Source organism: Bradyrhizobium sp. LCT2, assembly GCF_009931255.1.
Taxonomy (GTDB): Bacteria; Pseudomonadota; Alphaproteobacteria; order Rhizobiales; family Xanthobacteraceae; genus Bradyrhizobium; species Bradyrhizobium diazoefficiens.
Genome location: NZ_CP034432.1, coordinates 1,949,556 through 1,975,205, shown reverse-complemented (window position 1 = coordinate 1,975,205; position 25,650 = coordinate 1,949,556). Strand labels below are relative to the sequence as shown.

At 58.9% G+C, this 25,650-nt stretch carries 15 protein-coding genes and 4 pseudogenes; 10 read left to right on the top strand and 9 right to left on the bottom strand.

The features are described 5' to 3' along the window. Positions 1-1,437 precede the first annotated feature (1,437 nt). The 6 genes from dctA to EI171_RS09940 all read left to right on the top strand — a co-directional run bounded on the left by dctA (position 1,438) and on the right by EI171_RS09940 (position 9,077). A complete protein-coding gene (gene dctA, locus EI171_RS09965; RefSeq protein ID WP_097669300.1) occupies positions 1,438-2,760 on the top strand; it encodes a C4-dicarboxylate transporter DctA in 1,323 nt (440 codons plus the stop codon). A gap of 551 nt (positions 2,761-3,311) precedes the next feature. After that, positions 3,312-4,403, top strand: coding sequence for an IS5 family transposase (locus EI171_RS09960; RefSeq protein ID WP_161533217.1), 1,092 nt, complete (start codon positions 3,312-3,314; stop codon positions 4,401-4,403). After that, the gene (locus EI171_RS09955) at positions 4,403-4,747 is read left to right on the top strand and encodes a hypothetical protein (protein ID WP_161533216.1); all 345 of its coding nucleotides are present in this window, start codon (positions 4,403-4,405) and stop codon (positions 4,745-4,747) included. The genes EI171_RS09960 and EI171_RS09955 overlap by 1 nt, the downstream gene beginning before the upstream one ends. Before the next feature lie 504 nt (positions 4,748-5,251). Further along, a complete protein-coding gene (locus EI171_RS09950; protein ID WP_161533238.1) occupies positions 5,252-7,924 on the top strand; it encodes a PAS domain S-box protein in 2,673 nt (890 codons plus the stop codon). Next, entirely contained in the window at positions 7,921-8,592 is a 672-nt protein-coding gene (locus tag EI171_RS09945; protein WP_097669510.1) for a response regulator transcription factor, read from the top strand. The genes EI171_RS09950 and EI171_RS09945 overlap by 4 nt, the downstream gene beginning before the upstream one ends. Positions 8,593-8,690: 98 nt before the next feature. Beyond that, entirely contained in the window at positions 8,691-9,077 is a 387-nt protein-coding gene (locus EI171_RS09940; RefSeq protein ID WP_161533237.1) for a response regulator transcription factor, read from the top strand. Between the two features lie 114 nt (positions 9,078-9,191). Here the strand turns inward: EI171_RS09940 and EI171_RS09935 are convergent. The 5 genes and pseudogenes from EI171_RS09935 to EI171_RS45460 form a co-directional block, all read right to left on the bottom strand. Further along, positions 9,192-9,589, bottom strand: a pseudogene (locus EI171_RS09935) (IS5/IS1182 family transposase); the annotation flags it as partial. A gap of 289 nt (positions 9,590-9,878) precedes the next feature. Next, on the bottom strand, positions 9,879-11,843 hold the full coding sequence (locus EI171_RS09930) for a glycoside hydrolase family 127 protein (protein WP_161533236.1): 1,965 nt from the start codon (positions 11,841-11,843) through the stop codon (positions 9,879-9,881). Between the two features lie 1,206 nt (positions 11,844-13,049). Continuing rightward, a pseudogene (locus EI171_RS09925) lies at positions 13,050-13,924 on the bottom strand (IS5/IS1182 family transposase); the annotation flags it as partial. 67 nt (positions 13,925-13,991) lie between these two features. Then, entirely contained in the window at positions 13,992-14,294 is a 303-nt protein-coding gene (locus EI171_RS45465) for a group II intron maturase-specific domain-containing protein (protein WP_246740619.1), read from the bottom strand. A 100-nt stretch (positions 14,295-14,394) separates the two neighbouring features. Beyond that, a complete protein-coding gene (locus tag EI171_RS45460) occupies positions 14,395-14,943 on the bottom strand; it encodes a reverse transcriptase domain-containing protein (RefSeq protein ID WP_246740481.1) in 549 nt (182 codons plus the stop codon). On the opposite strand from EI171_RS45460, the gene EI171_RS09915 reads away from it, so the two are divergent. Next, a complete protein-coding gene (locus EI171_RS09915) occupies positions 14,829-15,083 on the top strand; it encodes a ribbon-helix-helix protein, CopG family (protein WP_223153759.1) in 255 nt (84 codons plus the stop codon). The two genes, EI171_RS45460 and EI171_RS09915, sit on opposite strands and share 115 nt — an antisense overlap. Then, positions 15,076-16,290 (top strand): annotated as a pseudogene (locus EI171_RS45455) (recombinase family protein); the annotation flags it as partial. The gene EI171_RS09915 and the pseudogene EI171_RS45455, both read left to right, overlap by 8 nt. A 567-nt stretch (positions 16,291-16,857) precedes the next feature. Here EI171_RS45455 and EI171_RS09905 read toward each other — a convergent pair. The 3 genes and pseudogenes from EI171_RS09905 to glmS all read right to left on the bottom strand — a co-directional run bounded on the left by EI171_RS09905 (position 16,858) and on the right by glmS (position 20,176). Then, positions 16,858-17,418, bottom strand: a complete 561-nt coding sequence (locus tag EI171_RS09905) for a reverse transcriptase domain-containing protein (RefSeq protein WP_246740618.1) — start codon at positions 17,416-17,418, stop codon at positions 16,858-16,860. Positions 17,419-17,935: 517 nt separating this feature from the next. Then, positions 17,936-18,201, bottom strand: a pseudogene (locus tag EI171_RS09900) (transposase); the annotation flags it as partial. Positions 18,202-18,349: 148 nt separating this feature from the next. Then, on the bottom strand, positions 18,350-20,176 hold the full coding sequence (glmS, locus tag EI171_RS09895; protein WP_161536955.1) for a glutamine--fructose-6-phosphate transaminase (isomerizing): 1,827 nt from the start codon (positions 20,174-20,176) through the stop codon (positions 18,350-18,352). Positions 20,177-21,687: 1,511 nt separating this feature from the next. On the opposite strand from glmS, the gene gmd reads away from it, so the two are divergent. Then, positions 21,688-22,773 (top strand): GDP-mannose 4,6-dehydratase, encoded by a 1,086-nt coding sequence (gene gmd, locus EI171_RS09890; protein WP_161533235.1) that lies wholly within the window; start codon positions 21,688-21,690, stop codon positions 22,771-22,773. Next, on the top strand, positions 22,754-23,773 hold the full coding sequence (locus EI171_RS09885) for a GDP-L-fucose synthase (protein ID WP_271553295.1): 1,020 nt from the start codon (positions 22,754-22,756) through the stop codon (positions 23,771-23,773). Before gmd ends, EI171_RS09885 begins: the two co-directional genes overlap by 20 nt. Positions 23,774-24,039: 266 nt before the next feature. Here EI171_RS09885 and EI171_RS09880 read toward each other — a convergent pair whose 3' ends face one another. Beyond that, entirely contained in the window at positions 24,040-25,179 is a 1,140-nt protein-coding gene (locus EI171_RS09880) for an MFS transporter (protein ID WP_202633186.1), read from the bottom strand. Positions 25,180-25,650 lie beyond the last annotated feature (471 nt).

Below are 25,650 nucleotides of genomic sequence, written 5' to 3'. Positions count from 1 at the left end.
TCTTCGACAGTTGGTTCACAGTGCGTATTTCGCAAAAACCGGACAGTGGTTTCGTTAACTAAGGGACAGCAATTTCGCTAAATCACGGACAGTACTGCTGCGGCGGGCTTTCGGTTGCCTGTTGAAGGAATCGGCAACAGGGGGCCTTGCGAATTAGGGTTTCAGACAACATGGGCTCGCATTCGGTAGATTTGTCATCTCTCTCCCGGCGAGCTCAATCGTGAGCGCAACGGATTCGCAATCTCTGCCGAAAAGACATCCATGCGTCAGCCCAACAATGAGATCAGGTCGCCGTATCGGCACAGTGATCGCCTGCACGTCCGGCTCGCCCAGGGATGTGGCGCGGATCGCCCTTTAGTCGCGCGGCACTTTGTAGCCGCCACATTCACGCGCGTCGTTTCTGCAAGCAAGAGCAGCTTCGCAAGCCTCATCGGCAACTCCTGTGACTGGGCCACCTTTCCATCCATCTGACGGCGGCAGCTGCTCGTTCGCCATCAGCAATTCCTGTGCCGCGTGCGCACTGTGGCGCGCTCTATGCTCTACGTGAGAGAAATTCGCATAGACGCACGACGTCGCTGTGGAGCGGATCTAACGATCTGTCAGATTTACGGCATCTTTGTTCCCGAGCAGACAGCGACAGTCGCGCAACGAAACGGCAGCATTTGACGCCCCGAGACATGCCTGTTTGGTTTGTCGATGGCTCAAAGGCCGCACTCGCCGCGCCGGTAATGGAACGGATCGCAGAAAGCCTGCCGTTGGCAGCAACGCGAACGATCTAGCGGAGAAATCATTGTAACGCCGCTTCTGCGACGCGGCAAAAGGCGCGCGGGGCCAAGAGCGAAGGCCGCCCCTCAACCAACCTGCCTAATGGGAATCGTTAGCACACGCCTGGAGACAAATGCCCTTTGCACGAAAACAAGCTTCGCCGCTAGCGACAACGCAGTGCATCCATAGGCGATTTTTCCGTGCAATCGACTTCCTAAATCAGGCTTCCATCGCATGGATGCCTACAATCCAAACTATCAATTTTACCGATGTAGCCTACTGTTGCATCCATCTCCGCAATCGGCGCATATCGATCACGCTAGGCTTCCAGGCCGATCCGTGACTCCGCTAATGCGCCCAGCCGATCAAGTTACGAGTCACGCTGCAACTTCTCGTTCGACCTTGCGAACGCGGTTTGAGCACTCAAGCCGATGCCACCCGGAGACAGGCAGTTTGTCCGCGACTACTTAATCGGCCGCAGTTTGCGCGTCTGGTGCATATCTTGCTTAACGAGAAAGGATACGTAACTGAACGCCTGCCCTTGGAACGACGCGCCGGCTCTCGGAACCGTCTCCAATTGGACCCGGCTAAAAAATGATGAGTCTCGTATGACGCTGTCTCCTCTCAACGACGGGACGGCTCACATTCGAGTATTTTCGGGAAGGAAGCGTCATGACCACCATGGCAACTGCGGCGCCCGCGCGCGCGTCGCAAACTTGGTATAAGATTCTCTACGTCCAAGTGCTGATTGCGATCTTGATTGGCGCCATGGTCGGCTGCCTATGGCCGTCCGTCGCGACCAACGACTGGGTCAAGGCGCTCGGTGACGGGTTCATCAAGCTCATCAAGATGGTGATCGCGCCGATTATTTTCTGCACCGTCACATCTGGTATCGCGCATATTCAAGATGCGAAGAAAGTCGGGCGCGTCGGCGTCAAGGCGCTGGTCTATTTCGAGATCGTCTCCAGCTTTGCATTGCTTTTGGGCCTCGTTATGGGCAATCTGGTCCAAATCGGACATGGCCTTGCGGTTAAGCCGAATGCTGCGGCGGTCGCCAATTACGTCAAGCAGGCGGAAGCCTCGAAGACCGTTGATATCTTTCTCAACATCATTCCCGATACCGTGGTCGGCGCCTTCTCTCGCGGCGATGTTCTGCAGGTTCTCCTATTCGCGATCCTATTCGGCTTTTCGCTGATGGCGCTGGGAGAGCGTGGGGAGCGCCTGCGCGGCATCATTGACGACGTCGCGAACGCGGTGTTCGGCGTAATCGCTATCATAATGAAAGCGGCCCCGATCGGCGCCTTCGGCGCCATGGCCTTCACGATCGGCAAGTTCGGGCCGGCAGCACTCGGCAATCTGATCGGTCTGATCGCGCTGTTTTACGCTACGGCGGCGCTATTTGTGGCGGTGGTGCTCGGTCTGATCGCGCGCCTCGTAGGCTTTTCAATATTCAAGTTCATTATCTATATCAAGGACGAGCTTCTGATCGTGCTCGGCACTTCGTCCTCTGAAAGCGCGCTGCCGCAATTGATGGAGAAGCTCGAACGGCTGGGCTGCTCCAAGCCCGTGGTCGGCCTGGTGGTGCCTACTGGCTACTCCTTCAACCTCGACGGCACCAATATCTACATGACACTTGCGACATTGTTTATTGCCCGGGCACTCGGGGTCGATCTCACCTTTGGCCAGCAGCTCACGATCCTGCTCGTGGCAATGCTAACGTCGAAGGGAGCAAGCGGCGTCACCGGCGCCGGCTTTATCACGCTCGCTGCAACGCTGTCGGTGGTCAATCCGGCGCTGGTGCCGGGCATGGCAATCGTGTTTTCGATCGACAAGTTCATGAGCGAGGTGCGCGCCCTTACCAACATCACCGGCAATGGCATCGCCGCCGTGTTCGTATCCTGGTGGGAAAACGAGCTCGAGCACAAGACGCTGCAGGCTCGTCTCAACCAGCCCACCGTTTCCAGCACTATCGATAGTAAAAGAACAATGAGGTAGGTCCCGGACTTGACCGCCGCCATTCGAAGACGCATCGAATGCAAGCGGAGCCACATTTCTCGCACTTCGAATCCGCACAGTCGACTTGACACGAGCCGGGACTTTCTCACGCGATCTCCAGTGCGCAGCCCTCCGCGTCGCGCCCGGCGGCCGCCCCTGAAAAGATGCCCCACGCGAGCAAAATGAGTAGGAGCTTTTTAACAGTCATTTCAAGCGCGTCTTTGGCCGTCAATGCTCCCGGCTATCTGAACGCTTGTGCAACATTTTGCCGGGCTAGATAACATGATAGCGACAGAACGTGTCAGCCTGACGGAGCTGGGTGTTGGTCCAGCCAACAAATGCCGATGTGCGCGGTCACTGCACTTGCCTCGCCCGACCACGCACACGGCTGGTGCCGGTCCGGCGTCGTTGCGCGCTCGATTGCGGCTAACTACTCGGGGAGAGGTCCTCCACATCTGGCGTGCTGGCCCTAGCAGGCTGTTGAAAAAGGATGCTCGCCGCCGGCCGGCGACCGTGATTCACTAGCTCCGAGGGGATTCGGGAGATGGTGCGTGCGCGGCGGCGACAATCGAACGGGCGAGCTGTTCAGCTACGTTGACCTGGAGGCTCGCGTGCGGCGGGATCATCCACTGCGAGCGATCCGGACGATCGTAAACGAGGCGCTGGCGGCGCTGGAGCGCGAGTTTGCCGCGCTCTATTCGCCGATTGGGCGGCCGTCGATCCCGCCGGAGAAGCTGCTGCGGGCGATGCTGTTGCAGGCGTTTTATTCGATCCGCTCGGAGCGGCTTCTGATGGAGCGGCTGGAATACGATCTGCTGTTCCGGTGGTTCGTCGGAATCGGCGTCGACGACGCAGCCTGGGACCATTCGGTGTTCTCGAAGAACCGCGACCGGCTGCTGCAGGGCGATATCGCGGCCAAGTTCCTCGCGGCGGTGCTGGAGCGGCCCAAGGTGAAGAGGCTTCTGTCGAGCGATCACTTCTCGGTCGATGGGACGCTGATCGATGCCTGGGCCTCAATGAAGAGCGTCAAACCCAAGGACGGCACGGGCGAGCCGCCGGCGCAAGGCGGCGGGCGCAATGCTGACGCGCACTTCCACGGCCAGAAACGCTCGAACGACACCCATGCTTCGACGACTGATCCCGATGCCAGGCTCTACCGCAAAGGTAAAGGCAAGGAGACGAAGCTGTGCTTCATCGGGCATGGGCTGATGGAGAACCGCCACGGCCTGCTGGTCGACGCCTGCCTGACGCGGGCCGACGGGCATGCCGAGCGAGTGGCCGCGCTGCACATGATTGAGCCTCGTGCCGACCGGCCGACAGCAATCACGCTTGGCGCCGACAAAGCCTACGACGCAGAGGACTTCGTCAACGAGCTGCGCTCGATGCACGTAACGCCGCATGTTGCGCAGAACACCAGCGGCCGCAGCTCTTCGATCGACGGGAGAACGACCCGGCACAGCGGCTATGCCGTCAGCCAGCGCATCCGCAAGCGCATCGAGGAGGCGTTCGGCTGGATCAAGACGGTCGCCGGTCAAGAGAAGACCAGCTTCCGTGGCCGTGATCGCGTCGCATGGGCCTTCACCTTCGCTGCCAGCGCCTACAATCTGGTGCGGCTGCCCAAGTTGATCGCGGAGACCGGCTGATGGGCAAGGTGCCCGGCTTCGCCAAGGCCTTTGTCGGACGTTGGCGCATCGTCGAGATGGACGTCTGGGACAGCGACTTCCTCGATCTTGTCGAAGAGGCGCATCTCACCTTCCAGGGCAAGTCCGATGGCGAAATCGCCTTTGGGGCTCTTAAGGGCTTCTTGGACGTGCGCTACGGCACCCGCGACGGTTCGCCCTGCGCGGAGTTCTCATGGGAAGGGCACGATGAGAATGATCCATCCTGCGGTCGCGGATGGGCTATGATTGGCACCAAGGGCAGGCTCGTCGGCCACTTCTACATCCACAACGGCGACGATTCCGCCTTCGTTTGCGAACGCGGCTGAGTTTTTCAACACCCTGCTAGGGCACCAAAGCAGTCGCGTAACTTCGCCCTCGCTTTTTGACACATGACCATTGCGCTTTCTTCCGCATGACCGATCGTGCCGGCGAGATGAGTGGTCCGGCAGCTTGTCCCTGCTCTTGCCGGGTTCGGCGAGGGGCGCCTGATTGTTCCGCCTCCAGGTCTTGGGGAAACTGCAGCCGCTGTCCTTGTGCCGTTGGCGTAAGGGGGTTGTCATCGGCCGCAGCCTCAAGCGCCTGCCCTGAGGTTATCGACAGCTGAGGAAAGCAGACATCTCAGCTTCGAATGCAGGCGCGCCGGCGCGCAATATTAGAATGTTTAGAACAACTATACGTATGTCTATGATGCGTTTTTTCTCGGCGCGTGCTGAGTTCCGCAGCAAGCAATCAATCTCGGAACCGCCCACCAGGGGCCGGGCGCCGGGGATTGCCCCATTTTTGCCTAAAATGTTATAGTTCTCCCGCCGGAAAGGCCGGACGTTATCAAAATGCGTAGCCACATCAGCAATTTTAAACGTTCAGCTCCTCAATTTACTTTCGGCAGCATAACGCTGGCCGCGGTAACACTGCTTTGCTTGTACCTTCAGTCGCATTTCGCCGCGACGGCGTTCGCCTATTTGTTAGTGGTCTTGCTGTTTTCATTGATGGGCAGCTTCGTCGCGTCATCAGCGCTCTGCATCCTAGCCATCGCTGCTCTCACCTACTACTTTGCGCCGCCGGCGTTCAGTCTGCGAATCGATGACCCGCAAGATCTTCCGGTAGTTGTTGCTTTTTTTATTGTCTCGATTGTGGGAACGCACCTGATCGGAAAGCTCCGCCAGGAAAGAGAGGCTGCGCGTGTGGCCGCGGCCAAGCTTCAGCAGAGTGCGGCGGATTTAGAGGATCGCGAAAAACGCTGGCGCGCAATCTTCGAGCACAATCCGGCCATGTACTTCATGGTCGATGAAGCCGGCACTGTCCTCAACGTCAATACGTTCGGCGCGACACAACTCGGTTATGCTCGTGCTGAACTGACCGGTCAATCCGTGCTGCGCGTTTTTCTTGAGGAGGATCGCGCGTTCGTTCGCCAATGCGTTCGGAAATGCCTTGAGGATATCGGACAATCGCGCACTTGGGATGTCCAGAAAGTCAGGAAGGACGGCTCGATATTGTGGGTACGTGAAAACGCCAAAGCCATGCTCTGGACCGATGACCAGCCCATCATCCTTATAGCCTGCGAAGATATCACGGAGCGAAAGCGGACCGAACTTGCCCTGCAGCGGAGCGAAGCACATTTGGCCCAGGCGCAGGAGTTGAGCCATACGGGCAGCTTCAGCTGGAACGCCACCACCGGCAAGGCCCTCTGGTCAAAGGAAACATTTCGGATTTTCCAACTAGACCCTGAGACGGTCCCGACGCCGCAGCTCGTCGTTGAGCGCACTCATCCAGATGATAGGGCTTCGGTTCGAGAAACTATCGATCGAGGGATGCGAGACCTGAGCGATTTCGAGCACGAATACCGGCTGCTGCTACCGGACGGCTCGGTGAAGCACATCCATGCGCGGGCACGAGTCACGAGAACTGCCTCTGGTGAGATCGAGTTTGTTGGGGCAGCTACGGATATCACGGCGGCGAGGCGAGCAGAACAGCAGCTGCGCCGGAGCGAGGCCTATCTGGCCGAAGCCCAGCATCTCAGTCACACGGGCAGCTGGTCCTGGGACGTCTACGGTCTAGATTTCGTGTATCGCTCCGCCGAGGTCGATCGTCTGTTTGGCTTTAGCCCACAAGAGCCGGTATCGATAGAGACCATTCGATCGCGCATCCATCCGGACGACTTGCCGCGGCTACAGGAGGTGCAGCGCCAGGCAATTGAACACAAGGAGGGGCGGTTCGAATATGATTTCCGTATCCTTCTACCAGATGGCGGGATCAGGCGCATACACGCCGTTGCGCACGTGGTGGTCGGCAGCGACGGTAACGTCAGCGAGCTGATCGGAACACATATGGATGTCACCGAACAGCACGCAGCTAGGGAACGCCTGGAGAACACACTTGCTGCGCTGCGCGAAAGCGAACAGCGCTTTCGCGACTACGCCGAAACAGCTTCCGACTGGCTCTGGGAGACCGGGCCGGATCATCAGGTCACTCACTTATCCGAGCACACCAGCACTGCGGGAATTTTGGCGACAGAAGTGATGGGCCTGCTTCGCTGGGACATTGCGTGCGACGTCGAAGAGGAACCCGAGAAGTGGCGGCAGCATCGGGCGATGTTGGAGGCCCATCTCCCGTTTCGGGATCTCGTCTACCGCACCGTGACTCGGATGGGATCTCTGATCTACGTCCGCACGAGTGGCAAGCCTTTTTTCGATGGAAAGGGCAATTTTCTCGGCTACCGCGGCGTCAGCACTGATATCACCGCTACCATTCGCGCCGATCAAGCCGAACAAGCACTACGAAAGGCACAGGCGGAGCTTGCGCATGTGACGCGTGTAACGACGTTAGGCGAGCTGACAACTTCCATCGCCCACGAAATAAACCAGCCACTCGCCGCTATTATCAGCAACGCCGATGCGTGCCTCGGTTGGATGGGTCGCGACGCTCCTGATCTTTCCGCCGCGCGCTCTTCGGTGGAGTGGATCATCGAAGACGCGATCCGGGCAAGCGAGGTGATCCGTCGTGTTCGCACACTCGCGAAGAAAGGCCAGATTGAGATGGTGCCGCTCGATATCAATGAGGTCGTTAAGGACGTCATTGCGCTGGTAACACGAGAGCTGGTTAGCCACCGAGTGACGTTACGAACCGAGTTGACGGCCGCGCTGCCCATGATCTTCGGCGACCGGATTCAGCTACAACAGGTGATCATCAATCTGGTGATGAACGGAATCGAAGCCATGGACGCCGTTACAGACCGGACGCGCGAACTGCTGATTCAATCATCAAAGGACGATCTGGGGCACGTGCAGCTTGCCGTGACCGATTGCGGCGTCGGGGTCGCCGAAGACGACGCGGACCGCGTCTTAGATCCCTTCTTCACCACAAAGGCGAGTGGCCTTGGAATGGGTCTTTCGATCTGCCGATCGATCGTGGAAGCTCACGGAGGGCGGCTGTCAATCGTCCACAAAGATGGACCGGGCGCGACCTTCCAGTTTGCCCTGCCGCTGCATAAGGAGGCCGTCTCGTGACAGGACGATTTGACTCGCCAGGTGAAGGCAGCAATGCCGAGGCGTCGACAAAGCCGATAGTCTTCGTCGTCGAGGATGACATCTCCCTGCGTCGCTCGCTTACGAACCTTTTTCGATCGGTAGGGTTGGACGTGGTTGCATTCGGATCGGCCCGCGAAATGCTGCAGAGCACAGTTCCGGACGTTGTTAGCTGTCTCGTTCTTGATGTCCGGCTGCCAGGCTTGAGCGGCCTTGAATACCAGACCGAGCTGGCGAGGTTAAACATACATATTCCGATCATTTTCATTACCGGCCATGGCGACGTTCCCATGAGCGTCAGGGCCATGAAGGAAGGAGCGGTCGATTTTCTCAGCAAACCGTTTCGCGACCAGGAACTCCTTGATGCCGTGGTTGCGGCGACCGAACGCGATCGCAAAAGACGGCAGGCTCAGCAGACCGTCGCGAAGCTGCAGTCTCTATTTGAAACCTTAAGCCCGCGCGAGCAGGCGGTGATGAAACTGGTCGCGGCCGGCCTGATGAACAAGCAGGTAGCAGCCGAGCTTGGGCTCGCCGAGATTACGGTCAAGATCTACCGTGGACACGTCATGAAAAAGATGCGTGCCCGGTCGCTGGCCGACTTGATCAGAATGACTGAGACGCTGGGAATCCGCGCCAATCGTCCCGAATAAACCCACGTATGATTTTACAATTTCGTCACTCAAGCCCACTTTCGGCGAATGTGGCTACTACTTTGGCAGCCACTATACCCGCGTCGGGAGGGCTCGTGTTGTCTACGCCTTTGATTTCCGTCGTTGACGACGACGCCTCAGTCCGTGCGGCGACAGAGAACCTTTTGAAATCGCGTGGCTACATCGTCCGAATATTTGCGTCGGCCGAGGAACTCTTGCGGTCGCCGCAGTTGAACGAGACATCCTGTGTCATTACCGATGTGCAGATGTCGGCTATGAGCGGCCTGGAGCTGTTGGCAGAGATGCGGACGCGTGGCTACGACGCACCGTTCATTTTCATTACGGCTTTCCCCAACGACCGCGTGCGCGCGTCAGCCCTGGGCGCCGGAGCGATTGGCTTCCTCGCCAAACCCTTTGGCGGACAAGCGTTAATCGAGCTCCTCGATACCGCACTGAAGGCGTATGGTGGCCGAGAGGGCATCTGATGCAATCAACCTGCAGCTTGGGTTCATGTCCGATCTAAACGCTCCACGCGACGACAATCTCGCCAGGACGACGGATTAAGTTGTTCTCCGTGACGAATGCGGACGAGCGCTGATTTAAGCGATCTTTTGAGCCGGGACAGTTTCGGCGAAGGCGCGGATGATGGCAAGCAAGAGTTCTGCGAGCCATCGCGGGAGCAGGCCGAAGTTGTAGCTGGCCGCGGCGAGGACGGCGTTGATGCGGTCACCGACGCGGCCTTTGAGATAGTTCCGGTCCATGCGGTGCTCGGCCTTGACGTGACCGATGACGGGTTCGACAGCCGCGCGACGCTTCATCTCGCTCCGGATGGAAGCCGTGACGCGGCGAACCTGACCCGAGATCCAGACCCTGAACCGGTGCGGGTAGTTGGGCCGCAGTACCCCTTTTCGACGTGGATACGACGAGCCTCCATGCCGGTGAGCTTCTCCATGTCGGCGACCACGGGGCCGAGCGTGTGGCCGTCAAAGGGATTGCCTGCAGCGCCTTGGTACGCTCGTGCCATTGGCATTCATCAGGTTTGATGAGAGGCGGCGAGCACGCCCGAGGATGCTCCTCCATTAGAAATCAGGTCGATCGATGATTGACCTGCTGACGCCGGAGTTGCGCCGCGCCACCTCATGTCGGGTTCTGGGTGTCGACGTTGCAGTGGAGTTCGCGGACGAGCCGCCTTCCATATTTTGGCCGATTTCCAGACTTTGAGCAACGATATCGCTAGAAAAGTTATCAAACTTCGATTCGTGGAAGCGCGCCCCGCGCGTTCGGCGTCAATGCTCATTTATCCAAATCCGCATTTCGCCTTCGCCGCGGTTAGCCCAGCTGAACCACGGAATGAATGTCAGCCGCTGCGGTTCTAGCTGTCCAGCCACTTTGTCGTACTGATAAAGAACCGCTTCTTCAGAATGGGTGTGTTGCAACCGCGCCCCGTCAGCCTGCAGCAAGATCTTGCCGTTAAAGAGACCAGTTCCTTCGACAAGGGAAAACCGACTGTCTGCATGAAGCCAAACGTTGTGTAACTCGGTCCCATTGTCGGCTTCCTCCAGACAATAAATTAACGGGCCACGCTGGATGGCCACCTTGCCGGCCAAATTGCGAACTTGTGGATGGCCGTATACGCGACGCACTTGCATCGGCAGCGATAGTTTGACGCGATCTCCCTGCCGCCATGTTCGACGAATGTGCAAATAGCCCTTGCGCGGCTCGCAATTGACAGGCTCGCCGTTCAGGCTCGCCTGCGGCGCGCTACACCATTCCGGCAGGCGCAGGGCGAGCGTGTGGGCAATTGGCGGCGCAGATTCGACGGCGATTTCCACCTCGTCTCTCCAGGGATAGCTGCCGCTTACGAGCAACTGCAGCGTATGTCCGTCGATGGATATAGCCACCCTATTACCAACGTAGAGGTTTACATAGAGCACGTCGGTGCGGGGCGTGTAGATGTAATGACCAATCGATGTGAAAAGGCGTGCGATGTTCGGTGGACAGCACGCGCAGCCAAACCAGCGTCGTCGCACCGGCGAGACGTGATTGTAGATGCCATTAGACCTCAGCGTTTTAGGATGCACTTCGAGCGGGTTAACATAGAAATAGTGACGCCCGTCGAACGCGATACTGCCGAGAACGGTATTGTAGAGCGCGCGCTCCATCACCTCCGCATAGCGACCGTCCAGTTCCATCTCCAGCATACGGCGTGCGAACATCATCAGGCCAATCGATGCGCAACTTTCCGCGTACGCCGTATCATTCGGCAGATCGTAATCGCTGCTGAACGCTTCGCCAGCGACTTGCGAGCCGATGGCTCCGGTAATATAGATCTGGCGCTGGACCATGTTTTGCCATAGCCGTAGGCAAGCTTGGCGCTGCTGCTCGTTCTGGCGCAGACGCGCGAGATGAGCTACCGCGGTCATGAGGTATACAAAACGAACCGCATGACCGATTGCAGTCCGCTGCTCCGAAAGTGGCAAGTGCGCTTGGCTATACGCTTTATTTTTTATCATCCAAGGCGTGCCGTCCGATTTGGGGACGCAGGATTGCTGGCGTTTCTCGTACTCAATGTCGTAGAAGTGTGGCTCCGTGCCGCGTTGCTCCACGAAATAGTTGGCTAGCGTGAGATATCGCTGCTCCTTTGTCGCTTCGTAGAGGCGTGCCAACGCAAGTTCGATTTCCGGATGGCCATCGTAGCCGTGCAACTGATCGCGCTCCGGGCCAAAAACTCTGCCGATGTGGTCAGCAAGCCTGCAAACGACCTCCAGCAATCGCCGTTTGCCAGTCGCCTGAAAGAACGCGACACCCGCTTCAATCAAGTGGCCGGCGCAATAAAGCTCGTGGTACTCCGCTAGGTTGGTCCAGCGCTCCTGAGGCGCGTTCAGTATGAAATAAGTGTTGAGGTAGCCGTCGCCGCATTGGGCCGCCGCAATCAATTCAATCAGCTCATCAGCGGCTTTCTCCAGGTCTGGATTGGGTGCCTGGCATAGCGACCATGCAGCCGCCTCAAGCCATTTTGCGACGTCACTGTCCTGAAAAACCGTGCCATGGAACTGGCCCCTCGCACGTCCGGCGGCAAGGCGGAAGTTCTCTACCGCGTGGCTCGGTATTGCCTCGGGATCGCGATCGTTCAGCACCTCCCATTGGTAGGGAATTGTCACTTCCCTGACCAGCTGCTGGCATTTCCCAATCAGCGGATCCAAGACCTGTAGGTCGTGAAGATCGACTTCGGCCACATTCCGATCATTCATCTCGTTCCTCCTTGGAGTATTGCGAACGGACGCCTAACCCAGCAAGCCAGCTCACTATGTTGCGTTGTTGAGGTTGTGACCCTAAGATTTGCGTGCATAATCATATTTCGGTGCGAGCGTTGAAACGATAGAGACGTAGAGGCTGCCCTACGGCGCCGCACTCCCAGACATGCGCTGACAGCAGTCTCGTTCGAGGAGCGGGATAGCAATTCCCATGCCGAGAATGAGGAGCGGTTGTTCTGGTCAACCAGATCTACGGCTCCGCGATAGGAACCCGATGCGATCGCTGGCCCACCAACCGAATTTGCCAGTCGTGCCAAATCCCGCGTCGCCGCGAGGCTGGTCGATCCTGCTATACGAGCCGGTCGGCTGTCGCTGGGTCAGATAATGGCCAATAATACTTGCCTGCCGCACATAGCCGGTGGCGCCGCGTCCTTCCGACGCGGCGAATTACCTGCACTTGATTCCAGGCGCTCGGCCTTGCGCGGGAATGTCCGGTTTCTAACGATCCTTTGATGACGCGTAGCAGGTGGGGAGGGCCGCGGTGGCGCGTGCGGCTTAACCGGATTGAATGAGTTGCTGCTACGCGCGATCTAAGGGAGAAACTCGACCGCTAATCCCAAGCAATCGTTTCGGGGGCGAAGCGCGTGCTCAACTTCCCGACGTGGCGCGAATGCTGGCGGTCATGAAAAGTAAGTTGTCGCGCGCAGGCGCTGCCAATGAATTAGCCGCGGCGGAGCGACCCGAAGCTGTCTGCACCGATTTGCTCGTCGGCTTCGGCAAGGTGTGAGGATTAGTTCTGCATCGCGTTTCAGGCTAATCTGGCCCTGCAAAGCGGTTGCAGGCCGGGTAACCAGGAGCCGACTTGGATCTCCCAATTGTCCGCAATTCCCGATTGTTATCGACCGTTCCACTCGAGCGGCAGGAAGGTAACGCTCACTCCCATTGGCGATAGTCAGGGTTGAGGATGATGACGCAAGCACGACTGATTCTGCTCATCCAGCTGAATCGGTCTATGATTGACCTGCTGATGCCGGGATCGTTCTCCGTCTGAGATCGCCCACGCCATAGTCACGCTCAGATCGTCGTCTAGCCGCTCAGCGGAGCACGGGCGGGTTGACGAGGGCATTGCCTGAGGTCGCGCAGCATACGGCAGCTACGAGCAACTTCGGATGTCCTCCGTGAAAAACGCGGACGAGCGCTGATTTAAGCGATCTTTTGAGCCGGGACAGTTTCGGCGAAGGCGCGGATGATGGCACGCAAGAGTTCTGCGAGCCATCGCAGGAGCAGGCCGACGTTGTAGCCGGCCCGCGGCGAGGACGGCATTGATGCGGTCGCCGACGCGACCTTTGAGATAGTTGCGGTCCATGCGGTGTTCTTGCCTGGATCGATACCGATCGTGACCATCGTATGGGGCATGGCTTGCGCTCCTTCTCTTACCGGGGACTTTATGTTGCCGCCGGGAGCGGGCGTGGTCCATGCCATTAACTCGTAGGGCGCGCGGGCTTTCCCCTTGCCGAGACCTCCGGCGCATGTAACGCATAGACCTTGGGGCCGCGCTGATGCTGATCCTGGGTGCGCACCCGCTGCGCCAGATCGAGCAGCGGGCCAAAGCGCGCTTCCAGCACCGCATCGCCATCAATCTTGCGGCGGATGTCGCGGATGATCCGGCCAAGCCGCGTCCGCAGGAACTTGAGTCGACGCCGAGCGCGCTTGAACTGATGAGCGTGGGTATAGCGGCCGACCATGATGGCGGCGCGCTTGGCCAGGCGCAGATAGCTCTGGCGCAGCGGCACACGGTTGCGCTTGGCGAGCCCGACGAGCTTGGTGATGGCCCGATGCATCAGCCGCGTGTCGGTCGGATGCGCAACGGCCTTGGGCTGCACCGTGGTATCGACTACCACCCGCTCCAGGTCCTTGGGACCGATGGCGCCTGTCTTGTGCGCCACCGACAGACTTTCCTGGATCAGCGCGACGAGCTGCTCCTCGCCGAGCCGCTGGCGCCAGCGCGTCATCGACGATCGATCGAACGGCAGCCGGTGGCAGAAGCTCAACTCGCCGCAGAAATATTGTCGAGTAGGCCGAGGGAGTTTCACCCTCGGCCGCTCACAGATCCGGACGTGATACTCTCGCATCATCCGGCTCCTGTCATCCAACCGTGGCCCGTCCAAGCTTTTGCCAATGGACAAAGAGCTTTGGATTTTGCTTCGCCATCTCGTTGAGTTTCCGCAACGACCGTCCCCGATGGCCCTTCAGTTGCTTGTACTTGCACCGAAGCCACGCGCCGAGGCGCTCATCGAAGTACTCATAGAGCCTACGCAGTTCCGTCGGGTAGAATCGCCCGTAGTATTGATCCCAGCCCCGAAGGACGGGGTTGAGACTACGCGCGATGTCTTCAAGCGGAAGCGGCGAGTGCCGAGGCAAGCGCCATCCTCGAATGCGAGCCCTCATCTTCTTGAGAGAGTTCGGACTCACGCCCGGAAGGAAGCAGGTGAAGATCCTGCCCCACCGGTTCTTCGCCATACGGGGGCGGAAGCTAAAGCCTAGGAAGTCAAAATGGATACGCGGGTAGTCGATTGCTGTCAGCGCAGTAGACCACTTTAGTCTTCTCCGGATGCAGCAATAAATGGCAGTCAGCAAACCGTCGTTCCAGCGCCGATTTAAGTTCCTCCGCTTCCTGCCGCGTGCGGCAATGGCAGATGATGTCGTCGGCGTAGCGTTCGAACGGAATGTGGGGATAAGACCCTTTCATCCAAACGTCGAACACGTAGTGCAGGAACAAGTTTGCCAGGATTGGACTGACGGCTCCCTGAACGCAAATGATAACTTCCGCTTTGAACGCGTCATCGTCGGCTGGCGTGATAGAGCCGTTGTTGATTTGAGACGCAAAAGGTAATACCGTTATGTCATATGATTCGATCGACGCAAGCGCAGAAAGCCGAGCGGCTGAGGGCGGCGCGACGCTTGCTCGCGAAGAAAATCGGCATGGCGGAGGCGGCCTTGGTGCTGTCGCGCGAAAGCGGCTTGTCGCTGCGGCAGGCCTATCGCTATCTCGAAGTGGCCAAAAGCAGGGAGCGGCTCCTTCCCGCGCCGCAGCCATCAGTGACGCTCTCCCTGAAGATGCCGGCCGATCTTGCCCAAAAACTCCAGACGCATGCGACGGCTTCCAGGCTTTCGGCAAGCGAGGTGATGCGCCGAGCGGTGGCCGCTTATCTCGCGTCTGTCCGCGAAGATGGCTGAGCGGCGAAGAAAACGCGACGTTCGACTCGAATTTGCGTTCGATCGCCTCGTCGCCGTCAAACTTGAACAGGTTTACGAAATTCTCGTTCCAGATCAGGTGCGCTTCGCGCGCGCTGGCGCCGATGTGACGGGAGGCGAAGATGAAGACCGCCGCGATTTACGCCAGAGTGTCGTCGGACAAACAGAAGGAGGAGAACACGATCGCCAGTCAGACGAGCGCGCTGATCGCTTCGCGCGCGAGCAGAACTGCGACGTGCCGGCGGAATGGGTGATCGAAGACGACGGCTATAGCGGCGCGAGCTTGTTGCGCCCCGGACTTGAACGACTGCGCGATCTCGCCGCAGAAGGGCGGATCCAAGCCGTGCTCGTCTACGCTCCCGATCGGCTGAGCCGGCGCTATGCGCATCAAATCCTTCTTATCGAAGAGTTCGCGCGCGCCGGCGTCGAGGTCTTGTTCATTCGCTCGAGACGGGCAGCGACGCCGGAAGACGAGCTCCTGCTGCAGTTTCAGGGCATGATCACCGAATATGAACGCGCGCAAATCCTGGAACGGTCGCGGCGAGGGAAGCGCCATCGCGCCCTTCAAGGCCAAGTGAGCGTGCTTTCCGGCGCTCCGTTTGGCTATCGCTACAAGCGCAAGACCGATCACTCTGCCGCCTATTATGAGATCGACGAGCGACAGGCCGGTATCGTGCGCTGGGTCTACGAGCTTTACACCGCAAAAAGCCACAGCATCGGCGCCATCACGCGCCTGCTCAATGAGCGCCAGATTCCGACAGCCAAAGAAACAGGCCGCTGGGAGCGCTCGACAGTCTGGGCGATGCTGCGCAATCCCGCGTATAAAGGAACGGCCTGCTTTGGCAAGACACGGATCGCGCCGCGCATGCGTGTGACGCGGCCGTTGCGATTGCGCGGCGGCGTCGCTCCTCGCAATAGCGCAAATCATGAGCTTCCTCGCACAGAGTGGATCGAAATCCCTGTGCCGACCATCATCAGCGAAGAGACCTTCGCATTGGCGAACGAGCTTTTGGAAGCCAACAAGAAGCATGCCCCGCGACGCACGATCACGCCGAGCGCCCTGCAAGGATTGTTGAGCTGCGCCAAATGCGGCTATGGGCTCTATCGCACCTCGACCAGGTCGAGCGCTCGAACCATCCATTACTACCGCTGCTTGGGCTCGGATGGCTGGCGCCGGCTCGGCGGGCCGGTCTGCGACAGTCGCCCGACGCGCCAGGATTTGCTGGACGAGGTGGTATGGAAAGAGATCGCGTGTTTACTTGAAGACCGACAGCTCATCGAAGACGAACTTGAGCGCCGGCTCAAGGCGGCGCGCAACGCCGATCCCACACAGCGCCGGGAGGAAACGCTTCGCCGCGATCTTGCGCGCTCCCGGAAAAGCATCGAGCGTCTCCTCACGGCCTATCAAGAGAGCCTTCTCTCACTTGAAGAGCTGCGCAGTCGCATGCCCGATTTGCGTAGCCGCTTGTCGGCGCTGCAGGCGATCGAAGACCAATCGCAGGAGCAGGAGGTTTGTCTGCGTCTCGCCGAATCCGTGACTAGCTTCCTCGAGCGCCTCCGCTCGTCCGTCGGCGCGCTCGATATAATCGAACGCCAACGCGTGCTGCGCCTTCTCGTGAAGGAAGTCCTCGTTGGCGACGACAAGATCGTCATCCGCCACTCCATCCCCCTCCCACCCACCCCTCCCGGTGGAAAGGCGCCCGGCGCCGCCAATAGCTCCGTGACCGCTCCCCCACCGCAAAGTTATCTTTTGCGTTCAGGGAGCCACCACACCCCCTTGAGGCGTGCCTGTCGTCCTCGCCCGAACCGATCCATCGGGCATCTCGACCGGAGCCTTAAGCCACCGCTCAATGTAGAGCCGGATCCAGTCAGCTTTCGTGTGTCGATAGACCGCGCGCATCAAGAGTTCATGATCGATCGTGTCGAAAAAGCTCTTGATGTCGAGATCTACGACCCAGTCGTGCTGCCAGCACCGCTTACGCGCCTGCTCTATGGCCTGATGGGCCGATTTTCCGGGCCTGTAGCCGTAGGAGTCCGGATCAAATTCTCCATCCAACACCGGCTCCAGACACCGTTTGACCACCATTTGGGCGATACGGTCCGCGACCGTCGGTATGCCAAGAGGACTAACCCCACCGCCGGCCTTAGGAATCTCGACCCGCCGCACTGGTGGCGGGAAGTAACTTCCTGACGCCAACCGATTCCACAGCCGGTAGAGGTGGTTCTCAAGATCGCCGGCAAAGTCTCCGAGACTCTGGCCATCGACGCCCGCCGCCTTTCCCTTCTTCTTCACAAGCTTATAGGCTTCCCACACCATCCGCTTGGTGATAGGCAACGGTTTGCCGGAGTTCACCGTGCTCCTCCCGGTCTTCCCGGTTGGCGCAGTGACGCCGGCAGGATAACGCAACCCCTTTGCTCCACGGCCATTACAGCCGCTTCGTCACTATTACGGGTTGCTCCGCCCCTGACGCATTGCGTCAGGTTCCCACGTTCCGTGTTGAAGCCTGTGACGAGATCATGCCGCCTATGCACCGGCTGCCGCGTGGGCCGTAACCAGGCTCCGCCCACACTCCTCCGAGCGCTACTACCCCACGCCCGTTTTGACAGCGTCTTGAACCCATTTCGATACGTCATCGGCGGTTCGCTTGCACTCATCTTCTTGTCACTTACCTGACGGTTTCATTCACCGCCTTTTTCCTCATCGCTCACCACCGCACCTTTTGAACGCGGCAGCATGAGGTGGTTTGAAGCCTGCCCCTGCAGGCCGGCTCCGGGAGGCCAAACTCCCATCTTCAATACAGCATCACCGGCGTCGCCGCCGGTGTTCGTGGCACACGGTAATAGGGGTTCTCGATCCAGCGGGCGCACAGCACCTCATCCGAGAGATTGTGCATGTGCTTCAGGATGAACAGGCCGGCGACAAGCCGCGTCGGCAGGCCAGGCTGCCCCGGACGTGTTTGGCACACCGAACCAAAGCGATCATCCAGAAACTTCCAGTCGATCAGCGCCGCCAACCGCACCAGCGGGTGGCCCATGTCGATGATCTGATCGAGGGCCGGAAGCACACCTCTTTCTGGCGATCATCCCGCGGTTTGCTCATCGCCGTCCCCAATGCCGATGACCGCCGTCAGGGAATCACGAATCGCAAAGAACTTGTCCGGTTCCGGCTCCACGAACTCGACGCGACCAAACGCAAGCCCAACACCTCGACACGGAGGCCTCAATGCTCAGATACTAACATTGCGGTCTCATTCGACAGTCACCGATTTTGCGAGATTACGCGGCTGGTCCACGTCCGTGCCCCTTACGAGGGCGGTATGGTAAGCCAAGAGCTGAACCGGAATGGCATAGACCATCGGCGTAAAGCTTGCGACCATCTCAGGCAGCACAAGGGTCATGAGTGTGTCCACGGTCGCTTCCAAAGCACCCTTCGCATCGGTGATCAGGATGATCTTGCCGCCCCGAGCGGCAACTTCTTGCATGTTCGAGACGGTCTTTTCGAAGACCTTGTCGTAAGGCGCGATCACCACCACAGGCACGGTCTCATCGATCAGCGCGATCGGTCCGTGCTTGAGCTCGCCGGCGGCATAACCTTCTGCATGGATATAGGAAATTTCCTTCAGCTTGAGTGCGCCCTCCAACGCCAGGGGGGCCGACGTACCCCGACCGAGATAGAGCACGCCCCTTGAGTCGGCGATATAATGCGCGAGCTTCTCGATCTGCGGCTCGATCAACAGCGCCGCAGCAATCAACCGCGGCACTTCGATAAGCTCACGCACGAGCTTCGATTCATCGATCTCAGAGAGATTACCGCGCTCTTTGCCTGCTGCGACGGCAAGCGCTGCCAATACCAACAGCTGGCAGATGAATGCCTTTGTGGAGGCGACGCCGATTTCTGGCCCCGCCAGCGTCAGCAGAACGGATTCGCTCTCACGTGCAATCGTCGAGGTCGGGACGTTGACCACAGATATCGTGTGCACGCCCTGGCCCCTGGCGTATCGCAACGCAGCTAGTGTGTCAGCGGTTTCGCCCGACTGCGAGATGACGATGGCGAGATCCCCCCGGCGCAGAGGCGCCTCCCGATAGCGGAACTCGGACGCTACATCGATCTCGACAGGCAAGCGCGCCAGCCGCTCAAACCAGTATTTGGCAATGTGCCCGGCATAGCTTGCAGTGCCGCACGCGATAATTGAGATGCGCTGAATGGATTTAAAGTCGAACGGCAATGTGAGCGGCAGGGCGACGCGCTTGGCCGCCATGTCGAGATAATGCGCCAATGTCTTGCCGGCCACTGTTGGCTGCTCGTGGATTTCCTTGGCCATGAAGTGGCGATAATTCGCTTTGTCCACAAGGAGTGACGATACGCCAGACTTTGATGTTTCCCGCTGGACGACGGAGCCGTCTGCGCTATAAATCACGCACGTCGTGCGCGTCAGCACGGCCCAGTCGCCGTCTTCAAGATAGGTAATGGTGTCGGTCAAAGGCGCGAGCGCGAGCGCGTCCGATCCTAGATACACTTCGCCGTTACCATGTCCGATCGCAAGGGGCGACCCTCTGCGCGCACCGATCAAAAGATCGTCGTGGTCCTTGAAAAGGAATGCCAGCGCGAAGGCACCGCGCAGGCGCGGCAGCGACGCTTGTACCGCATCCTGCGGCGAGTAGCCATTCTTGAGATAAGATTCGACGAGATGTGCCACCACCTCGGTGTCCGTCTCTGAGTCAAAATGGGCTCCATTCCGCTCCAGCTGGGTCCGCAGCTCGCTGAAATTCTCAATGATTCCGTTATGAACGACCGCTACATTTTCCGTCGCATGCGGATGAGCATTGCTCTCGGTCGGCTTTCCATGAGTCGCCCAGCGGGTGTGACCAATACCGGTACGACCCGACGGCGGATAATAGCGCAGCCGCTCCTCAAGGTTTCTCAGCTTACCTTCAGCGCGTCGCCGCTCGATACGGAGACCTTCGAGAGTCGCGAGGCCTGCGGAGTCGTAGCCACGATATTCCAATCGCTTGAGCGACGCGACCAACTGCTCACCGACCGGACCACGCCCCAAGATGCCAACAATGCCACACATATCGATCAACGCTGCCCAAGTTCAAGAAGCCCGACGTTCCTCCTCACAGGAACCCCGTTATGAAATTCGCTCGCCCGGTGGTAACAGGCGTCAAGTTCGGGATCTTTCGCGGCCGCCCGCATCGCCGCCGCATTCACAAGCGCGAGTCAGATTTCTTCGGCCACCATCACTTCGCCCGGCTACATTCCGCTTTTGGCTGCCGATCGAGTAAACTGTGATGCGGGCTGCGAATAGCGTGACCGCTTCGAGGAGAGCCAGATACGCAGATGCGCTTGCCCGGTGAAATACAATTCCGACACAAACAAACTCGCTCCGTTGCGACGACAGCTGTCGTCGTCGCAACAAGCCGCTGCGAGGATACATCGTGCAGATAGTCTGGCTCCATGGATTGAGGACATTCGAACAGATAGGCAGGTCACAGGTCAATTATGCTACGGTAAAACATCTTCTGGTTTGCTCACCATCACTGATGAGCCATTTCACGACTTGCAGCTCAAGTTTCCAAGAAAGTGAGCAGCGATACCGGCGAACCGGGCGGCAGTTGATGTGGGAGTCATTGAGTCCTTGCGTCTCACTGATAGACTCTTCGAGAGGCTCACGTTCGTCTGGGCCTTGGTTCATTGCAGATAGAAAGAAGACACGCTGCCCGTGGCTTCTACATCGTCTGCTGCCGATATATTCGCGCAGCCGCTCTAGCAAGAATTGTCCTATGTCACTGGAAACATTTTGCCGGCGCTGGTTTAAGATGGCTCATCATACTCGGACCGAGGCAAGTCACGCTCGTCGAGACTAAACGATTGGCGCCGGAGCTCTATTGTACGAACGTAAATTTTCGATATCGGAACGTTCGAGGATTTATACCAACGTTTGCTACTCTTTCTCATTTTGTCTTGCGTCGACCGTCGACTGCCGCGAGTTGATACTGGCAAAGGCACTGATCACCGTTGACGAGTCACCGCCAAGCCAGGGTGTTCTATTCGGAGATTAACGGTACGGGCGCTTTGTAGATTACGAAATGATGCGCAGGCTTGACGTGTGCTCGCCTGCATCGCGTGATGCCGACAAACGCATTGACGACCGCGGCCTCAGCTCGTCACTCTCCCAAGCCATGGCGAGAGCACGCGAATGCGTAGATGCGCTTGAGAATAGATAAGGAACACAGACCGTCGGCTTCGATCTCATTGGAAATATCGCCCGCGGGGGAAGCGCGCCCTGACGCTCGTAACTGCGTTTGCCATCCATCTCGCCTGCTTCGGATCATCGCCGATATCAGGCAGGTTGCGAGGGTTAGTTGACTTTCATGTTTGGAAGCTCAATGTGTTGGCTTCTCCAGTTTAATATAAATCAATGTATATAGTGTGCATTTCCTACATGATGTGTATGACTGGAGCTAATGATCGCTTTCCTCTAATTGCCGGTGGAGCGCGCTTGCGCATCTAGATTTATCGACAAACGGCTTCGCAATAGCATTTCACAGGTAGGCTTTCTTTCCGACGCAACTAAGAGAGACCATGGCGGCTCAGGACTCAAAGCGGCGCGTTGCGCTGATCACCGGCGTCACCGGGCAGGACGGCGCATATCTCGCCGAGTATCTGCTAGGTCTCGGCTACACCGTGCACGGGATCAAGCGCCGGTCGTCCTCGTTCAACACAGCGCGCATCGATCATCTCTACCAGGATCCGCATGCCGGCAACCTGCCGTTTCTGATGCACTATGGTGACATGACGGATTCGACCAATCTGATTCGGCTGGTGCAGCAGATCCGGCCGACCGAGATCTACAACTTGGCCGCCCAGAGCCACGTCCACGTCAGTTTCGAGAGCCCGGAATATACCGCCAATGCCGACGCGATCGGTGTGCTGCGCCTTTTGGAAGCGATCCGCATCCTCGGCATGGAAAATGAGACGCGGTTCTACCAGGCCTCGACCTCGGAGCTTTACGGGCTGGTGCAAGAGGTGCCGCAGAAGGAAACCACGCCATTCTATCCGCGCTCGCCCTATGGCGTCGCCAAGCTTTATGGCTACTGGATCACAGTGAACTACCGTGAGGCCTATGGCATGTTCGCCAGCAACGGCATCCTGTTCAACCATGAGAGCCCGACCCGCGGCGAGACCTTCGTGACGCGCAAGATCACCCGCGCCGTCGCCCGCATCGAGGTCGGCCTCGAGAACACGCTCTATCTCGGCAATCTCGACGCCAAGCGCGACTGGGGCCATGCTCGCGATTATGTCGAGGGCATGCACAGGATCCTGCAGGTCGACGAGCCCGGCGACTTCGTGCTCGCGACCGGCGAGGCGCGGTCGGTCCGCGAGTTCGCCGAGCTGGCGTTTGCCGAGGTCGGGCGCAGCATCGAATGGCGCGGCAAGGGCGTCGAAGAGGTCGGTGTGGACAAGGCGTCCGGCAAGACACTGGTGCAGATCGATCCGACCTATTTCCGTCCGACCGAGGTTGATCTCCTGATCGGCGATGCAAGCAAGGCGCGCGCGAAGCTCGGCTGGGCTCCGAAGACGCCGCTCTCGCAACTGGTGAGGGAAATGGTCGCCAGCGATCTGGTCCAAGCCAGGCAGGGGGCGGCCAATGGCAAGCACGGCGTTTGAACTGAAGGGCAAGACGGTTTTCGTTGCCGGCCATCGCGGCATGGTCGGCGCGGCGCTGATGCGCCGGCTGGCACGCGAACAGGCCGACCTCTTGACGGTGTCGCGCAGCGAGCTCGACCTGCGCGACCAGGCCACGGTGAACGCCTGGTTTGCCGCGAAGCGGCCGCAAGCCGTGTTCCTCGCCGCCGCCAAGGTCGGCGGCATCGTCGCTAACAACACGCTGCGCGCCGAGTTTCTCCACGACAATCTGGCGATATCGAGCAACGTGATCCAGGCGGCGCATGCCAATGGATGCGAGAAGCTGATGTTCTTCGGCTCCTCCTGCATCTATCCGCGCCTGGCGCCGCAGCCGCTGCGAGAGGATTCGATGCTGACCGGCCCGCTGGAGCCGACCAACGAACCCTATGCCATCGCCAAGATCGCCGGCATCAAGATGGCCCAGGCCTATCGCAGCCAGTACGGCGCCGATTTCATCAGCGTGATGCCGACCAACCTCTACGGCCCCGGCGACAATTATCACCCTGAATACAGCCATGTCGTCGCCGGGCTAATCCGCCGCTTCCACGAGGCCAAAATTTCGGGCGCCGGCAAAGTCGTGGTGTGGGGTACCGGCACGCCGCGCCGCGAATTCCTCTATGTCGATGATCTCGCCGACGCCTGCATCCATCTGATGAAGACCTATTCCTCGCCGGAACTGGTCAATATCGGTACTGGCAAGGACATCAGCATCGCCGAGTTCGCACTCATGGTCGCGGCCGCCGTCGGTTTTCGCGGTGAAATCAGCTTCGACACGTCGCGCCCGGACGGCACGCCGCGCAAGCTGCTCGACGTGGGTCGGCTGTCCGGGCTCGGTTGGCGCGCCACGACCTCGCTGGAGGACGGGATTCAGCTGGCATACCGGGCGTATCGCGCTGACAGCGATGGAGGCACCAGAGTGATTCGCTTGTTCCCAGATAAGGGGCCGATCCTACGATCAATCGGCGGTGAACATCCGGCCTAGCGGACCCGCCGCTCACGTAACGATCAATCGTGATTCGCAGTTGACGAACGTTCATTGTCAACAACGCCCCTCAGTTGGCCCCCAAGAAACCGAGTGACGCGGTGTATCCAAGCTCCGACGCAGCCAGCCGACTTGCAGGAAAAGGAAAATGATCATGATCGAGACGTGCTGCCATCAATTGAGGCTCATCGACTCTAAGTCTCAAACGCCGATGGACGATCATTAGCCGGAAGCGTGCCGGTGCCCCTTTCCTCTCGAGCAATGTTTTAGCGATGGTCTGTCATCATCATCCTCGCCGACAGCGTAACGATGGACATGAGCACGCCTAACATCCCGAACGCCAGGGGCAAGCCAAACATGTGTGCGATGAGCCCGATGCCGGCTGGCCCGACGAGTATACCCGTGTAGCCGCCTGTCGTGATGACCGCGATCGCTATGCCTGCTGGCATCACCTTCTGTTTGCCGGCGCGGCGACACAGTACGGGAACAACATTTGAAATACCCAATCCAATAAGCAGGAACCCCGCCATAGCAATCAACGCAACGGGCGCGGCCACCACAGCCAAGAAGCCTGTCACGATTGGCAGAGTCCCGAGCATCAATGTGGCACGGTCGCCGATTCGCGCCACCACGGCATCTCCGCTGAGACGCCCTGCGGTCATGGCGATTGAGAAGAGCATACAACCAATGCCCCCGTGCGCCTCCGCGAGAAGATATCGTTCAACGAGAAGCAAAGCGCTCCAATCGAGCATTGCACCTTCGACAAGAAAGGTGATAGCCGCGAGCACAGCTATCAGCAACACACTGCGATGGGGCAAGACAAACAATGGTCCCTGCTGTCTCGAACCCGTCGCGAGTAACCTCGGCCAGGCCGACACAATCACGATCGTCATTAACGCCGAACAGACCAACGTCGAAAAAAGCGAGCCAAGCTGCAGCGAGAGGAACGAGGTCACGACAGCAGAGCCGGTGAATTCGCCAATGCTATACTGAGCGTGGAAGCCGGACATCAATGGACGGCCGGTGGCGCGCTCCGATTCAATCGCATGAATGTTCATGGCTACATCGATTGAGCCGATTGAAACGCCGAAAGCAAACAGCGTGGCGCCGAGCTTGACAGGTGTGTCGGCAATTGCAAGGCACGGCAGGATGATCGCGAGTCCAAGTCCACCCGCGAGGATAATGGGCTTGCTGCCATACCGGGCATTCGACACGCTGGTCATAAGCATCGCGATGACGGATCCCGTTCCGAGGCAGAGCAGCAGTAGACCAAGCATGCGGTCATCCAGCGCGAGCCGCTCCTTGGCGATTGGCACTAAAGGCGCCCAGGCCGCGAGGCCGAATCCGGCCACAAAAAATGTCAGCCGCGTCCCAAGCACGCCGGCAGACCAATTGGCAGATGGTATCACGGACGCTCCTGAAAGAACGGGCTCGCGAGCGCGGCGCCCCTCATCCTGCGTGCGTCGCAAGCGGCGCGCGACTCGACGATGATGGCCTCAAGTTGACGTTCTTCATCACTGCAAATGCGATGCCGTCACAAATGCTGGACTACGTCACAGGGCGAGCGACAAGTAGGGGTGATGGTCGAGCCCGTGGGGGCGGTGTTTCGGCTAATCTTTCCCGGATGAGCTGGCCATACGAAGATGATAGCTTTTTGCTGGTTTGCGACAGCCGGAGGCGCAACGCTCAGTATGGGCTGTCGCAAAGCCTACAAAGCCAACGGCGCCCCACGCCTGTAGTTGGCGCTAACACGACCGTAGGTTTTCCGACAGCTTTTGCAAAATCGGAAGCTCTCATCGCGAGTAACTGCGCTGACCCGCGAGATCAATACAACGAGGACCGCTATCACGCGCAAGCCGTCAATGTCGGCCCGATAC

Coding starts and splice junctions, on each gene's coding strand:
- dctA (WP_097669300.1), top strand. CDS start 1,438: ATGACCACCATGGCAACTGCGGCGCCCGCGCGCGCGTCGCAAACTTGG.
- EI171_RS09955 (WP_161533216.1), top strand. CDS start 4,403: ATGGGCAAGGTGCCCGGCTTCGCCAAGGCCTTTGTCGGACGTTGGCGC.
- EI171_RS09950 (WP_161533238.1), top strand. CDS start 5,252: ATGCGTAGCCACATCAGCAATTTTAAACGTTCAGCTCCTCAATTTACT.
- EI171_RS09930 (WP_161533236.1), bottom strand. CDS start 11,843: ATGAATGATCGGAATGTGGCCGAAGTCGATCTTCACGACCTACAGGTC.
- EI171_RS45465 (WP_246740619.1), bottom strand. CDS start 14,294: ATGAGGGCTCGCATTCGAGGATGGCGCTTGCCTCGGCACTCGCCGCTT.
- EI171_RS09915 (WP_223153759.1), top strand. CDS start 14,829: ATGGCGGAGGCGGCCTTGGTGCTGTCGCGCGAAAGCGGCTTGTCGCTG.
- EI171_RS45460 (WP_246740481.1), bottom strand. CDS start 14,943: ATGGCTGCGGCGCGGGAAGGAGCCGCTCCCTGCTTTTGGCCACTTCGA.
- EI171_RS09905 (WP_246740618.1), bottom strand. CDS start 17,418: ATGGTGTGGGAAGCCTATAAGCTTGTGAAGAAGAAGGGAAAGGCGGCG.
- glmS (WP_161536955.1), bottom strand. CDS start 20,176: ATGTGTGGCATTGTTGGCATCTTGGGGCGTGGTCCGGTCGGTGAGCAG.
- gmd (WP_161533235.1), top strand. CDS start 21,688: ATGGCGGCTCAGGACTCAAAGCGGCGCGTTGCGCTGATCACCGGCGTC.
- EI171_RS09885 (WP_271553295.1), top strand. CDS start 22,754: ATGGCAAGCACGGCGTTTGAACTGAAGGGCAAGACGGTTTTCGTTGCC.